Origin of the sequence: Thermus aquaticus (genome assembly GCF_001280255.1) — a bacterium.
In the GTDB taxonomy this organism is placed as follows: Bacteria; Deinococcota; Deinococci; order Deinococcales; family Thermaceae; genus Thermus; species Thermus aquaticus.
Window position 1 is genome coordinate 201,557 of sequence record NZ_LHCI01000106.1, and the last position, 13,738, is coordinate 215,294.

The 13,738-nt window shown below is 65.4% G+C and carries 12 protein-coding genes; 7 read left to right on the forward strand and 5 right to left on the reverse strand.

Annotated elements, in window-relative coordinates; genetic code table 11:
- Positions 1-35: 35 nt before the first annotated feature.
- Positions 36-464: a hypothetical protein gene (locus BVI061214_RS02045; protein ID WP_053767091.1), complete on the forward strand. Its 429-nt coding sequence runs from the start codon at positions 36-38 to the stop codon at positions 462-464.
- On the opposite strand, the gene hrpB is transcribed toward BVI061214_RS02045, so the two are convergent.
- Positions 461-2,722 carry an ATP-dependent helicase HrpB gene (hrpB, locus tag BVI061214_RS02050; RefSeq protein WP_053767092.1) on the reverse strand — a complete coding sequence of 754 codons (2,262 nt, stop codon included), beginning with the start codon at positions 2,720-2,722 and terminating at the stop codon, positions 461-463. The two genes, BVI061214_RS02045 and hrpB, sit on opposite strands and share 4 nt — an antisense overlap.
- Positions 2,722-4,629: a DNA topoisomerase subunit B gene (locus tag BVI061214_RS02055; protein ID WP_053767093.1), complete on the reverse strand. Its 1,908-nt coding sequence runs from the start codon at positions 4,627-4,629 to the stop codon at positions 2,722-2,724. Before BVI061214_RS02055 ends, hrpB begins: the two co-directional genes overlap by 1 nt.
- A gap of 125 nt (positions 4,630-4,754) precedes the next feature.
- Between BVI061214_RS02055 and BVI061214_RS02060 the strand changes: the two genes are divergently transcribed.
- Positions 4,755-5,141, forward strand: a complete 387-nt coding sequence (locus BVI061214_RS02060) for a hypothetical protein (protein WP_053767094.1) — start codon at positions 4,755-4,757, stop codon at positions 5,139-5,141.
- Here BVI061214_RS02060 and BVI061214_RS02065 read toward each other — a convergent pair.
- From BVI061214_RS02065 to BVI061214_RS02075, 3 genes are read right to left on the reverse strand one after another with little or no spacing between them, the layout of a single operon-like run.
- Positions 5,128-5,862, reverse strand: a complete 735-nt coding sequence (locus tag BVI061214_RS02065) for a TaqI family restriction endonuclease (protein ID WP_248841705.1) — start codon at positions 5,860-5,862, stop codon at positions 5,128-5,130. The two genes, BVI061214_RS02060 and BVI061214_RS02065, sit on opposite strands and share 14 nt — an antisense overlap.
- A 16-nt stretch (positions 5,863-5,878) precedes the next feature.
- Entirely contained in the window at positions 5,879-7,144 is a 1,266-nt protein-coding gene (locus BVI061214_RS02070) for an N-6 DNA methylase family protein (protein ID WP_053767096.1), read from the reverse strand.
- Positions 7,145-8,377, reverse strand: a complete 1,233-nt coding sequence (locus BVI061214_RS02075) for a glycine C-acetyltransferase (RefSeq protein WP_428843222.1) — start codon at positions 8,375-8,377, stop codon at positions 7,145-7,147.
- 67 nt (positions 8,378-8,444) lie between these two features.
- Here BVI061214_RS02075 and BVI061214_RS02080 point away from each other — a divergent pair, with 67 nt between their 5' ends.
- The 5 genes from BVI061214_RS02080 (at position 8,445) to pruA (ending at position 13,474) form a co-directional block, all read left to right on the forward strand.
- Entirely contained in the window at positions 8,445-9,329 is an 885-nt protein-coding gene (locus tag BVI061214_RS02080; protein ID WP_053768555.1) for a transcriptional regulator, read from the forward strand.
- 111 nt (positions 9,330-9,440) lie between these two features.
- Positions 9,441-10,244, forward strand: coding sequence for a CsgG/HfaB family protein (locus tag BVI061214_RS12395; protein WP_082333108.1), 804 nt, complete (start codon positions 9,441-9,443; stop codon positions 10,242-10,244).
- 89 nt (positions 10,245-10,333) lie between these two features.
- The gene (locus BVI061214_RS02085; RefSeq protein ID WP_053767098.1) at positions 10,334-10,993 is read left to right on the forward strand and encodes a GntR family transcriptional regulator; all 660 of its coding nucleotides are present in this window, start codon (positions 10,334-10,336) and stop codon (positions 10,991-10,993) included.
- Entirely contained in the window at positions 10,990-11,913 is a 924-nt protein-coding gene (locus BVI061214_RS02090) for a proline dehydrogenase (protein WP_053767099.1), read from the forward strand. Before BVI061214_RS02085 ends, BVI061214_RS02090 begins: the two co-directional genes overlap by 4 nt.
- Before the next feature lie 10 nt (positions 11,914-11,923).
- Complete coding sequence (gene pruA / locus BVI061214_RS02095) at positions 11,924-13,474, forward strand: L-glutamate gamma-semialdehyde dehydrogenase (RefSeq protein ID WP_053767100.1); 1,551 nt, start codon at positions 11,924-11,926, stop codon at positions 13,472-13,474.
- Positions 13,475-13,738: the final 264 nt, after the last annotated feature.

Consider the following 13,738-nt stretch of genomic DNA (forward strand, 5'->3'; position numbering starts at 1 on the left):
CACCGAGTATAAGCCCCACCCGGTAAGCTGGGGAAGTGGTCTACCTCCTGGACCTTTGCGGGGTCTACTGCGAGCCCGTGGAGCCCCGCCTCCTCCACCTCCTGGCCGAGCAAAGTGGGGAGCCCGTCTTTTACTTGTCCCAGGCCTTTTACGATCTCCTCCCCCGCCTGAAGGCGGAGGGGCCTTCCGTCCTGGAGGCCCTCTTCCCCGGGGCCTCCGGCCTTTACCCAAAGGCCTTTCAAAGAAGGCCCATGGCCTTCCCCGAGCCCTTCCACCTGGTGGCGGACCTCCCACCCCCGGAGGGGCTTCAGGCCTTCTTCCACCCCGATAAGCTCACCGCCATCCGCCTGGCCCTAAAGGCCCTGGGCCTTGCCCCAGAGGAGGCCATCTACCTGGACGACAACCCCCTCTGGGCGGTCAAAGCCAGGGAGCTTGGAGTGAGGGCGGAGGTCTTCCTGCCCTAGGGCTTTTCCGGCCAGGGGTGCTTGGGGTAGCGGCGCATGAGCTCCTTGCGCACCTCGGGGTAGCGCTTTTCCCAGAAGCTTTGCAGGTCCTGTGTGACCTGGACCGGCCTTCCGGCGGGGGAGAGGAGCTCCACCACCACCGGGACCCGCCCCTCCAGGACCCTGGGGGTCTCCTTGAGGCCGAAGGCCTCCTGGACCCGCAGGGAGAGGACCGGTGGGGCCCCTTCCCGGTAGCGGAGGCGCTTTCTTCGCCCGTTCGGAAGCGGAAGGCTCTCCGGGGCGAGCCTCTCCACAAGAGCCCGCTTCTCCCCCAGATGGCTCAAAAGCATCTCCTTCCAGGGAAGGGCCTTTAGGTCCTCCAGGCGGCGCACCCCCTGGGCCCAGGGGAGGAGCCAGGAGGGGTCTTCCAGGGAAGGCGCTTCCACCTCCACCCCGTGGGCCTTCAGGAAGCGGAGGCGGAGGAGGACCTCCTCCCCTTCCTCGGGGAGGGTGAACCCCTTCAGGGCCTCCTTCAGGTGCTGGGCCGTGGGCGGCCCCGGGTCCACGGGTAGGCGCTCCAGGACTAAGGCCCCAAGCCGTCTTTCCAGGTAGCCCCTAAGCCTGCCCTCCTCCCACCCCGTCCAGAGGGCCACCTCCGCCCTCTTTAAAAGGTCCTCACGGGAAAGGGGGGCGTAGAGGAGGACCCGCCCCTCCCTCTCGCCAAGCTCGGCCCCCACGGCCACCAGGTACGGGGGGCCTCCCTCCAGGCGCAGGGCAGGGCCGGTGACCAGGCGGTAGCGCCCGGGGGCCAGGCGCTCCGCCGCCCGGTCGGGGTAGGCGGCCATGAGGAGCCTGCCCACCTCCTCGGGGTGGGGGAGGGCCTTTAAGGGGGGCGCGCCCAGGCGGCCCCGCCAGAGGGCGCTGGCCCTTTCCGCCCGGGTGGGCCTCCCGGCCCAGCGGGCCTCCAGGAGGGCTTCCAGGTGGACCATGAGGTCCTTTTCCCCCTCGAGGCCCTCCTCCAGAAGGGCCATGAGGTCGGCGGCCAGGGGGAGGAGGCCCTCTTTTTCCGCCTCCAGGGCCAGCCGGGCCAGGCGGGGGTGGGTGGGGAGGGTGAGCATCCGCTTGCCCAAAGGGGTCAGGGCCTCCCCCTCCACGGCTCCCAGGAGGCGGAGGAGGTTCCAGGCGGCCTCTAGGGCCCCCTGGGGGGGCTTGGTGGGGAGGGGAAGCTCTTCCAGGCGCTCCCCAAAGGCCAGGGCCAGGAGGAGGGCCCGGGAGAGGTCGGCCTCCAGGATCTCCGGCCGCTTGGGGGGAAAGGGACCTTCGGGGTAGAGGCGGAAGACCCGCCCCGGCCCGGTGCGCCCGGCCCGGCCCGCCCTCTGCCGGGCGGACTCCTCGGGGATCCGCACCAGGGCCAAGCGGGTGAGGCCGGTCCTGGGGTCAAAGCGGGGCTTTTTGGCCAGGCCCGTGTCCACCACCGCCCGCACGTTGGGCAGGGTGAGGCTGGTCTCGGCCACGTCCGTGGCCAGGACGATCTTCCTTGGGCCGGGCCTAAGGAGGGCGGCCTGCTCTTTTAGGGGAAGCCCCCCGTGGAGGGGGAAGGCGGGGAGGTCCTGGAGGAGGCTTCGTGCCCGTTCAATCTCCGCCTTGCCGGGCAGGAAGACCAACACGTCCCCCTCCCCCTCCAGGAAGGCCCTGCGGGCGTAGCGGGCGGCCAGGGCCTCGAGGGGGCCTTGGGGTGGGCGGTCCAGGTGGAAGACCTCCACCGGGTGGCCTTCCCCCTCCAGGGCCAGGACCTCCCCCTTCAGGGCCCGGTTCAGGTCCTCGTCGGGGGTGGCGGTGAGGAGGGCCAGCTTGAGGTCGGGGCGGATGGTCTCCTGCACCTTGAGGAGCAGGGCCAGGGCCAGATCCCCCTCCAGGTGGCGCTCGTGGGCCTCGTCCAACAGGACGGCGGAGACCCCCTCCAGCGTGGGGTCCTCCAGGAGGAGGCGGAGAAGAAGCCCCTCGGTCATGACCAAAAGCCGGGTTTCCCGGCTCTCCCGCCCCTCCAGGCGCACCCGGTAGCCCACAGTCTTCCCCAAAGGCTCCCCCAGGTTCTCCGCCAGCCGGGCCGCCACCGCCCGGGCCGCCACCCGCCGGGGCTCAAAGAGGAGGACCTTGCCGGGAAGGGCCTTGAGGAGCCTCAGGGGAAAGAGGGTGCTCTTCCCCGCTCCGGGGTAGGCCTTGAGGAGAAGGCGGCCTTCCCGGAGGAGGAGGGCCACCGCCTCTTCCATCCAGTCCATCAGACGTCTATCTGGGCGTAGCGGGCGTGCTCCTCAATGAACTCCCGCCTGGGGGCCACCTCCTGGCCCATGAGCTTCTCAAAGAGCTCGCTGGCCTCGAGGGCGTCCTGGAGCTCCACCCGCTTGAGGACCCGCTTCTCCGGGTTCATGGTGGTCTCCCAAAGCTGCTCGGGGTTCATCTCCCCCAGGCCCTTGAAGCGCTGGACCTCGTAGCTCTTGCCCTCCAGCTCCTTGAGCCTTTGCGCAAGCTCCTCGTCGGAGTAGAGGTACTCCACCTTCTTCCCCACCTGCAGGCGGTAGAGGGGGGGCTGGGCGATGTAGACGTGGCCCCGCTCAATAAGCGGGCGCATGTAGCGGTAGAAGAAGGTGAGGAGCAGGGTGCGGATGTGGCTCCCGTCCACGTCGGCGTCGGTCATGATGATGATCTTGTGGTAGCGGAGGCCCTCCAGGTCAAAGTGGGCCTCCTCCCCGGTGCCGCTGAGCCCGGCCCCGATGGCGGCCACCATGGCCCGCACCTCGGCGTTTTTCAGGGCCTTGGAAAGCCCCGCCTTCTCCACGTTGAGGATCTTGCCCCTCAAGGGCAGAATGGCCTGGAAGCGGCGGTCCCGGCCCTGCTTGGCGCTCCCCCCGGCCGAGTCCCCCTCCACGATGAAAAGCTCCGCCTCCTCGGGGTTTTCCGTCTGGCAGTCGGCCAGCTTCCCCGGCAGGTCGTCGGACTCCAGGGGGTTCTGCCGGCGGACCAGCTCCCTGGCCTTCCTGGCCGCCTCCCGGGCCTGGGCCGCCCGGAGGGCCTTCTCGTAGACGGTCTTGGCGATGCGGGGGTTCTCCTCCAGGATCTCCGATAGCTTCTCGTAGACCACCTGGCCCACCGCCGCCCCAGCCTCGGGGTTCAGGAGCTTTCCCTTGGTCTGCCCCTCAAACTGGGGCTGCGGGAGCTTCACCGAGACCACGGCGTAGAGGCCCTCGAGGAGGTCGTCCCCCGTGGGCTGGGGGCCCTTTTCCTTGTTGAGGCCCGCCTTCTTGGCGTACTGGTTCAGGGCCCGGCTGTAGGCGGCCTTGAAGGCGGTCAGGTGGGTCCCCCCGTCCCGGGTGGGGATCATGTTGGCGTAGGTGAGGATCTCGGTGGTGTAGCCCTTGGTGTGAATGAAGCCCACCTCCACCTCCACCTCGCCCTCCTGGCCGCGGATGAGGAAGGGCTTCTCGTAAAGGAGCTCCTCCCCTTCCGCCAAGGCCTTGGCGAAGGAGGCCACGCCCCCCTTGTCCTGGAAGACCTCCTCCCTGCCGTGGATGAGGTCCTTGAAGACCAGCCTAAGCCCCGCCACCAGGAAGCTCACCTCCTTGAGGCGGGCCCGGATCTTGCTGGGGTCAAAGGTGAGGTTCCCGAAGATCTCTGGGTCAGGCTTGAAGGTGACCCGGGTGCCGGTCTTGCCCTTGGGGGCGGGGCCCACCACCTGGAGGGGCTCGGTGACCTCCCCCCGGCTGAAGGCGATGCGGTGGTGCTTGCCGTCGCGGAAGACCTCCACCACCGTCCACTCGGAGAGGGCGTTGACCACGCTGGCCCCCACGCCGTGGAGGCCGCCCGAGACCTTGTAGGCCCCGCTCTCAAACTTGCCCCCCGAGTGCAGGGTGGTGTAGATGACCTCCACGGCGGGCTTCCCCTCCTCGGGCATCAGGTCCACGGGGATGCCGCGGCCGTTGTCCTCCACGGTGAGGGAGCCGTCTGGGTTCAGGGTGGTGATGATCTCCGTGGCGTAGCCCGCCAGGGCCTCGTCCACGGCGTTGTCCAGGATCTCCTTGAAGAGGTGGTGGTAGCCCTCCACCCCCGTACCGCCGATGTACATGGCGGGGCGGTGGCGCACCCCTTCTAGCCCCTTCAGAACCTTGATGGCGGATGCGTCGTAGCTCACCCCTTCAGTATACCACACCCCACCTTCCGGCGGATTTGCCCATGGGGAAGGGAAAAAGCCCTCCCCGGCCTTGGGGTTTAGATCGGAGTGAGACCAGAAAAATCCCTGCCCTTTATCATGGGGGCATGGCGCTCCTCCTGCAGGCCCACGCCCTCCTTGGCCTTCTCCTCCTGGCCCTCGTTCCCCTTCTCGCCCTCTTGGGCCTCTTGGGCTTCTTCCGCCCCCTGCCTTCCCGCTTCTACGCCCTCCTCAGGGGGGCGGCCTGGGTAGCCATAGCCCAGGTGGCCCTGGGCTTTCTCCTCTTCTTCCAGGGCCTCAGGCCCAAGGACGGGCTGCACCTCCTCTACGGCCTCCTCCTCGCCGCCGGGCTCCACTACCTGGGGGGCTTGGAGCCCGGGGCGTGGTTCTACCGGGGTCTCAAGGACCCCCCCAAGCGCCCCGAGGTCTACGTGGCCGTGGGCCTGCTCTTTGCTGTGGGGCTTGTGCTTCGTGTCTACCTCACGGGGCGGTGAGGGCTTCCTGGGCCACCCTGTCCCAGCGGATGAGCCCAGATAGGGTAGGAGCGTTTTTCTGGAGAAAAAGCTCAATGCTTTTCACATAACTTTCCCGAAAAATGACGAATCCGTTTTCTAGACGGTCCAAATGGTGTGCAACCTTGGCCCATAGACGGTAGGTTTCTCCGTTCACTCTTGCCCGTTTGGCTTTTTCTTCGAGCTCCTCTGGTGTCTGCAGGGTGTAGGGAATCTCGATGAGGGCGGTGCCTCTTTGCTTCCTTAAAAAGCGGTTCTCGCTCTTGGCCTCGGAACGGTAAGTTTCCTTTTTGATCTGGATTCCTGTTGAGGACCCGCTTGTATGAATCAGCGCGTCTATCCCTTGGGCGTCGAGTTCTGGGGCAGCTTCTAGAGGAAGCTCGCAGGAGGCGTTCCAGCGGTAGCAGAAGTGAAACTGAGTCCAGATGGAAACGGCTGTTCGGTACAGCCTAGCCTCGAGGCCCAAGCGAACAAACGCGTAGGAGCATCCCCAAAAGTATTTGCGTATGAACTCGTCCAAGGGCCGTAGGCGCTTTTCCCACCAGTGGTCAAAGAACTCTTCGAAGCCCAGGAAGGAAGGGTTATCCTCAAGCGCTTTCCAATAATGCTCGTACAGGTCCGGAAGCGGGTTCAGCTCCCTAGGCAGGTCTTGTTCAACCGTTTTGATAGGGCGGTACTTTTGCTGGTAGGACTCGAGGTCCAAGCTTGCGAGAAAACGCTCAAAAGTTTCGAGCGCTTTCTGGGCTTGTGTGGAAGCCATATTCCCTCCTTACAGGAAGCCTTTCTAGCATCCTCAGCGTCAGGTGGGGCACGAAGTCGCGATAAAGCGTCCTGACGTGCTTCTGCATCGCTTCGGAGTTTAACCACTGCACCAGGGACGAGGGGTCTAGTCTCACACCTTCCTTGGGCAGGAGGTGGAACTCCTCCCGCCAGGGGTAGGCCCTTTCGTCCCAAGCGGCCACCACTCTAGTCCCCTTGGTGTGGGCTACCACCAGGTGGGGCGTGGCATAGAAGTCCCTGAGCTCCTTGGCCCTTTCCTTGGGCATCCAAAGCCCGGAGTGGTTTTTCTCGTAATCTACCCACCCCGGCTTTAAATTTCTTCCTGTGAGCACAGGCACAAGACCTGGCCCCGGTTCCTTTCTCACTGCTGGATGTTTCTTGAATTCAGGGCTTCTTGCGGCGAAGCGGATATGAAAGAGGTCTCCCAGTGGCATTCCCGATATTTCCAGCTTCCGCGTCTCCTCTGTTTCAAAGCGGATAATCTCTCCTTCCCAATGTGGATATTCAGCCCAGAGGATGGGCGTGAACCCGCTTTCGCTTTCTTGGGTATCCCAAAGTGAAAGGCCTTTTCCGCTCTTCTGGAAGCGAATCACTACAGCGCTAACCTTTTTTTGCGGGAAAACCTCGCCAAGGTAGTATACAGATGTTTTCCCTTCCCGGGCAAGGAACTCGCGAAGGAGGGCAAAATCCTCCAGGACAAGCCAGGTGGCCGGGACTACAAAGACGAGGACCCCACCAGGCTTAAGAAGGCGAACGGCCTTTTCAAGAAAGGCCCCGTACAAGTTGTACTTGCCCTTCCAGGTGGAAAAGGCCTTCTTGTAGAGGTCCTTGACCGCTTTGAAGACGTGAATGGGGTATTTGCTGGCTTCTCCTACGATGCCGTAAGGCGGATTGCCCAGGATCAGGTCAAAGGCCTCCCCCGGCTCCCAGAGGAGGAAGTCCGCCAGGATGCCCTCGGCCCAGGGGGGGAGGTCCAGGGCTTTTGGGTCTATCTCCACCCCCACGAAGCGGTAGGCCGTCCCGTGGGCCTCCCGGAAAGCCCGGAGGAAGGGCCCATGGGCGCAGGCGGGCTCCAGCACCCTTCCCCCCCTGGGCGCCTCGGCCAGGGAGACCATGAAGTCCACCACCTCCGGGGGGGTCTCCACCCGGCCCAGGCTCCTGGGGGCGGCGTTGGAAGGTAAGGACAGAAGGGGTGGCAGGCCCATTTAGCGGATTATACCGAGCCTGCGGCCCACCTTCTCGTAGGCCTCGAGGGCCTTGTCCAGCATCTCCACCGTGTGGGCGGCGGTGACGATGTTGCGGATCCTGGCCTTCCCCCGGGGCACGGTGGGGAAGCCGATGCCCACGGCGAAGACCCCCTCCTCCAGGAGCATGCGGCTCGCCTCAAAGGCCAGGGGGGCCTCGCCGAAGTGGACCGGGGTGATGGGGGTCTGGCTCCCCAGGGTGTCGTAGCCCAGCCGGGCCAGCTCGGCCTTGAAGTAGCGGGTGTTCTCCCAGAGCCTGGCGATCCTATCGGGCTCCTTCTCTATGAGCTCCAGGGCGCCCAGGAGGGCCCCCACCACCGCCGGGGGGTGGGTGGTGGAGAAGAGGAGGGGCCTGGCCTTGTTGATGAGGAGCTCCTTGAGCTCCATGGCCCCGGCGGCGTACCCGCCCATCACCGCCCAGGCCTTGGAAAGGGTGGCCACCTGGACCACGTCCGGGTCCTTCTGGAAGCCGAAGTGGTGCACCGTGCCCTCGCCCCTTTCCCCCAGGACCCCGCTTCCGTGGGCGTCGTCCACGTAGACCACCGCCCCGTACTTCTTGGCCAGGGGGACGATGCGGTCCAGGGGGGCGATGTCCCCGTCCATGGAGAAGACCCCGTCGGTGACGATGAGCTTGAGGCCCTCGGTGTCGTGGGCCTTGAGGAGCTCCTCCAGGTGGTCCACGTCGGCGTGGCGGTACACAAACCGGGTGGCCTTGGTGAGGCGGAGGCCGTCGATGATGCTGGCGTGGTTCAGCTCGTCGGAGAAGACCAGGTCCCCCTCCTTGAGGAGGGCCCCCAGGACCCCCTGATTGGCGGTGAAACCCGACTGGAAGACCAAAGCGGTCTCCGTGCCCTTGAAGCGGGCCAGGGCCTCCTCCAGCTCCAGGTGGTAGGGGAAGGTGCCGGCGATGGTGCGCACCGCCCCGCTTCCCGCTCCCCACTTTTCCAGGTACTGGCGGGCCTTCTCCTTGAGGTAGGGGTGGTTGGCGAAGCCCAGGTAGTTGTTGGAGGCCAGGTTCACCACCTCCCGCCCCGCCACCCGGGTCACGGGCTCCTGGGGGGCCTCGAGGACCCGGGGACGGATGTAAAGCCCCTCGGCCTTCAGCCTGGCGATCTCCTCCGCGATGCGCGCCTTCAGGTTCACGCTCACGCCCTCATCTAACGCCCAAACCCCCCGCCTTGTCCAGGGCCTCATGGTCTTTTGACCAAGCCGTGCTACCCTGGGTTTAGGGGCGTGTGGTAGGGCTTCCAACCCTATGGGCATGCGGTCTTGGCAGGTGGAGTCGGAGAAGGAGCGCCTGGAGCTTCGGGCCAGGCTCCACGAGCTCCTGCACCGCCTTAAAGGGGAGCCCAACACCCTTTTGCCCTTCCACCAGGCCCTGGCCCTGAGGCCCAAAGGGGAGCACCACCTGGGCCTAAGGACCATAGAGGTGGACAAGGTGGTGGGCTCCATGGACCGCTACGAGGACTTTGACCACACCTTCCTCCCCAAGACCCCCCACACCCTGGAGCGCTGGAAGCGCCTCCGGGCCCTGCAGCTATCGGGGGTGGAGCTTCCCCCCATAGAGGTCTACCAGGTGGGGGAGGCCTACTTCGTCAAGGACGGGAACCACCGGGTGGCCCTGGCCAAGGCCACGGGGCAGAAGTACATGGACGCCTACGTCATCGCCCTGGACGTCCCCGTCCCTGTGGAGCCTGGGGACACCGTGAAGGACCTGATCCTCAAGGCGGAGTACGCCCACTTCCTGGAAAAGACCAGGCTGAAGGAGCTCGTCCCTGAGGCCGAGGAGATCTGCTTCACCACCCTGGGCCGCTACGACCTCCTCCTGGACCACATCACCACCAGGCGGTACTTCAAGGGGCTAGAAGAAGGCCGGGAGGTGTCCGGGGAGGAGGCGGTGGTGGACTGGTACGAGAACCTCTACAAGCCCACGGTGGAGGCCATCCGCCGCCTGGGGCTCCTCAAGGACTTCCCCGGGCGGACGGAGGCGGACCTCTCCCTCTGGGTCATGGACCACCGCCACTTTTTGGCCCAGGAGGGGCAGGAGCTTTCCCCAGAGGAGGCGGCCAGGAGCTACGAGGAGCGGTTCGGGCCCCTCTGGAAGCGGCTTGGGGGGGCGTTGAAGAGGTTGCTAGCAAAAGCTTAGCATTCTACAAAATCTGCCCCATTTGTCAAGTGCAAATTTGGCAGAGCTTAAGTTCGGTGTGCCCTACCCTGAGCCTAGGGGAAATTCATTTCCCCTTTGGGAGGAGTGCGTATGGTGCGCAGAAGCCATCTTGGGGTTTTGGCAGTCGGTCTTGTTCTTGCGGCGTGTGCGCCTTCGGTTACGACCAATGTCAGCTCGGGGTTGTCCGAGAATAACCCTTACGCCAACTACACGGGGCCCCGGGCAAAGGTAGTAGTGGCTTCCTTCCCTTGCAAGGCGGATAAATGCCAGGGCGGCGCTAGTCCAGACCAGGTGGGTGCGGCAATTTTAGGCAAGCTTTTTGGTGTGGAGGTATCCACAAGCAAGGGAGATATTGGAGCAGGCGTAGCAGATATGCTGACTACGGCCCTGATTAACACCAACCACTTCATTGTCTACGAGCGTAGCGTCCTGGATCAGCTGCAAAAAGAAGCCAGTTTAGGCAATCAATACCAGCAGATTCAAGGAGCTGAAATCCTTATTACGGGAACCATCACGGCCTTTGAACCCGATGCCGGCGGTACGCGAGGAGGGGGAGGAGGTCTTCTGGGAGGCGTTTTAGGCGCTTTGGGAGGGGGCCAGAAAAAGGCCTACGTAGCGGTGGACTTCCGTGCGGTGGATGTGCGGACGGGAGCTATCGTAGCTGCTTTTAGGGTAGAAGGGGAGGCTTCGGACACAGACTTTGGCGGGTTGCTGGGAGCACTTGTGCCCGGAGCTGCCCTAGGCGGAGCCTTGAGCCAATACCAGAAGACCCCGATGGGTAAGGCTTTGGCGGTAATGGTTTCTAGGGCCGTAGATGAGTTGATCAAGCGCATTCCTCGTTCCTACTTCCGCTACGGCCCCGATGGTCAGCCTGTACCTCAATCCAGTTTGTAGCGAGAAGGGGGGTTAAGGTCTAGCCGCGGCCCTAGGGCTGCGGCTTTAGCTTGACCTGAAGAACCATCTCTCATTATCCTGTATACAGGATGCAGGCCACGGACTTCCGCCGGCCCAACCAGGTGCGCGAGGCGGTCTACGGCCATCTCAAGGCCCTCCTCCTCTCCGGCCGCTTCGCCCCGGGGGAGAGGCTTTCCGAGCCCCTTTTGGCCAAGGAGCTTGGGGTTTCCCGCACCCCCGTGCGCGAGGCCCTTATGCGGCTGGCGGAGGAGGGGCTTTTAGAGCTCGTTCCTGGCAAGGGAGCCAGGGTCAGGGCCTTCACCCCAGAGGAGGTGGAGGAGGTCTACAGGGTGCGGGCCCTTCTGGAGGGGGAAGCGGCCAAGGAGGCGGCCCTTCGGGCCAGGCCCTGGGAGCTTTTGGAGCTGGAGGAGCTTTTGCGGGCCATAGACGAGGCCCCCAGGGAAGACTACCCCGAGCAGATGCGCCGGGACCTGGAGTTCCACCGGGCCCTGGTGCGCCTTTCCGGCAACCGGACCCTCTACCGCCTCTACGAGGACCTCTTGGCTACCCTGGCCCTGGCCCGGAGTGCTGTGCCCATGCTTTCCCAGGACGAGGCCACCCGGCGGGAGCACTGGGCCATCCTAAAGGCCCTGAAGGCCCGGGACTCCGAAGGGGCTAAGAGGGCGGTGGAGGCCCACATCTACCGCTTCCGGGACCTGGTGGTGCGGCGACTTTTGGAGGGAGTATGAACCTGGATCTGGCCTATCGCTCCTTCGTCCTCAGCGTGGCAGGGAAAAAAGAGGTGGAGCGCCTCATCAAGACCCGGGCCCGGGGGCTGGTGCGGCGCTACGTGGCGGGGGAGAGCCTGGAGGAGGCCCTGAAGGTGGCGGAGGCCCTCGAGGGGGAGGGTGTCCACGCCATCCTGGACCTCCTGGGGGAGATGGTGAAGACCGAGGGGGAGGCCAGGGCGTTTCAGGAAAGGATCCTGGAGCTGGTGCGGGCCGTGGCCCTTAGGCCCTGGCCCAAGTACGTCTCCCTTAAGCCTTCCCAGCTGGGGCTGGACCTCTCCGAGGGCCTGGCCCGGGAACTCCTAAGGGAAGTCCTCAAGGAGGCTGAGCCCCGGGGGGTCTTCGTCCGCCTGGACATGGAGGACTCCCCCCGGGTGGAGGGCACCCTGCGCCTCTACAAGGCCATGCGGGAGGAGGGGTTTTCCCTTCTCGGAATCGTCCTCCAGAGCTACCTCTTCCGCACGGAGAAGGACTTCTTTGACCTCCTCCCCTACCGCCCCAACCTGCGCCTGGTGAAGGGGGCTTACCGGGAGCCCAAGGAGGTGGCCTTCTGGGACAAGCGCCTCATTGACGCCGAGTACCTGCACCTGGGGAAGCTGGCCCTCAAGGAGGGGCTTTACGTGGCCTTCGCCACCCACGACCCCCGGCTCATCGCCGAGGTGAAGCGCTACGCCGAGGCCATGGGCATCCCCAAGGAGGGCTTTGAGTTCCAGATGCTTTACGGGGTCCGCCCCGAGGCGCAAAGGCGCCTGGCCCAGGAGGGGTACACCGTGCGGGCCTACGTGCCCTACGGGAAGGACTGGTACCCCTACCTGACCCGGCGCATCGCCGAGAGGCCGGAGAACCTGCTTTTGGTGCTGAGGAGCCTCTTAGGAGGCTAGGGAGGAAGGTATGACGGTAGAACCCTTTCGGAACCAGCCCATAGAGACCTTTGCCGGCGAAGAGGCCAGGCGGGAGATGCGGGAGGCCCTGAGGCGGGTCAGGGAGGAGTTCGGCCGCCACTGGCCCCTCTACATCGGGGGGGCGTGGGTGGACACGGGGGAGAGGATCGTTTCCCTAAACCCCTCCGCCCCCAGCGAGGTGGTGGGGACGGTGGCCAAGGCGGGGAAGGCCGAGGCCGAGGCCGCCCTCGAGGCCGCCTGGAAGGCCTATAGGACCTGGAAGGACTGGCCCCAGGAGGACCGGAGCCGCCTCCTCCTGAAGGCGGCGGCCATCATGAAGAGGAGGCGGCGGGAGCTGGAGGCCACCCTGGTCTACGAGATCGGCAAAAACTGGGTGGAGGCCAGCGCCGAGGTGGCCGAGGCCATAGACTTCCTGGAGTACTACGCCCGCCAGGCCCTCAAGTACAAGTACCCCTCGGTGGAGGTGGTGCCCTACCCCGGGGAGGACAACGAGAGCTTCTACCTGCCCCTGGGGGCCGGGGTGGTCATCGCCCCCTGGAACTTCCCCATCGCCATCTTCACCGGGATGATCGCCGGGCCCGTGGCCGTGGGCAACACCGTGGTGGCCAAGCCCGCCGAGGACACGCCGGTCATCGCCGCCAAGGTCTTTGAGATCTTCCACGAGGCGGGCTTCCCCCCGGGGGTGGTGAACCTGGTCCCCGGCGAGGGGCAGGAGGTGGGGGCCTACCTGGTGGAGCACCCCAGGACCCGGTTCATCAACTTCACGGGGAGCCTCGAGGTGGGCCTCTGGATCAACCAGGCGGCCAGCCGCCTGGCCCCGGGCCAGCGGTGGATCAAGCGGGTCTTTTTGGAGCTAGGCGGCAAGGACGCCATCATCGTGGACGAGACCGCCGACTTTGACCTGGCCGCCGAGGGGATCCTGGTCTCCGCCTACGGCTTCCAGGGGCAGAAGTGCTCGGCCGCAAGCCGCCTCATCCTCACAGAAGGGGCTTACGAGCCCGTTTTGGAGCGGGTTTTGGAGCGGGCCCGGCGCCTCACCGTGGGCCCGGCGGAGGAGAACCCCGACCTGGGCCCCGTGGCCTCCCAGGCCCAGGAGGCGAAGATCCTCTCCTACATTGAGATCGGCAAGGGGGAGGGAAGGCTCGTCCTGGGGGGCGAGCGCCTGGAGGGCGAGGGCTACTTCATTGCCCCCACGGTCTTCACCGAGGTGCCCCCCACGGCCAGGATCGCCCAGGAGGAGATCTTCGGCCCGGTCCTCTCCGTGATCCGGGTAAAGGACTTCGGCGAGGCCCTGGAGGTGGCCAACGGCACCGTCTACGGCCTCACGGGCGGGGTCTACTCCCGTAAGCGGGAGCACCTGGAACGGGCCAGGCGGGAGTTCCACGTGGGGAACCTCTACTTCAACCGCAAGATCACCGGGGCCCTGGTGGGGGTTCAGCCCTTTGGCGGCTTCAACCTCTCCGGCACCGACACCAAGGCCGGCGGCCCCGACTACCTCCTCCACTTCCTGGAGATGAAGACCGTGGCTGAGCGCTTCTAAGGTACCCCACCGCGGCAAAAGCCGCGGTGGGGGCCCCAGAAAAGCCCTTCCAAAGCCCCGGCTTGGGCACCCTATGTCGCATGTATCTTGCCCTCTGAGGGAGGTCCTACCGCCTATGTTGCCGGGCTCCCACGCCCGCGACTTTGATCGGTAGCCACCCGCCCCGGCCTCCCCGCCGCACAGTATCCCGGTCGTCAAAGACCGCATCCACATGGACGGCCCACGGGGTCGGGTGGCCACCTCCCTCAGTCTACCCAAAGGAGA

Excerpts from the sequence above, each read along its gene's own strand:
- hrpB (WP_053767092.1), bottom strand. The coding sequence starts at position 2,722 with ATGGACTGGATGGAAGAGGCGGTGGCCCTCCTCCTCCGGGAAGGCCGC.
- BVI061214_RS02060 (WP_053767094.1), top strand. The coding sequence starts at position 4,755 with ATGGCGCTCCTCCTGCAGGCCCACGCCCTCCTTGGCCTTCTCCTCCTG.
- BVI061214_RS02070 (WP_053767096.1), bottom strand. The coding sequence starts at position 7,144 with ATGGGCCTGCCACCCCTTCTGTCCTTACCTTCCAACGCCGCCCCCAGG.
- BVI061214_RS02075 (WP_428843222.1), bottom strand. The coding sequence starts at position 8,377 with ATGAGGCCCTGGACAAGGCGGGGGGTTTGGGCGTTAGATGAGGGCGTG.
- BVI061214_RS02080 (WP_053768555.1), top strand. The coding sequence starts at position 8,445 with ATGCGGTCTTGGCAGGTGGAGTCGGAGAAGGAGCGCCTGGAGCTTCGG.
- BVI061214_RS12395 (WP_082333108.1), top strand. The coding sequence starts at position 9,441 with ATGGTGCGCAGAAGCCATCTTGGGGTTTTGGCAGTCGGTCTTGTTCTT.
- BVI061214_RS02085 (WP_053767098.1), top strand. The coding sequence starts at position 10,334 with ATGCAGGCCACGGACTTCCGCCGGCCCAACCAGGTGCGCGAGGCGGTC.
- BVI061214_RS02090 (WP_053767099.1), top strand. The coding sequence starts at position 10,990 with ATGAACCTGGATCTGGCCTATCGCTCCTTCGTCCTCAGCGTGGCAGGG.
- pruA (WP_053767100.1), top strand. The coding sequence starts at position 11,924 with ATGACGGTAGAACCCTTTCGGAACCAGCCCATAGAGACCTTTGCCGGC.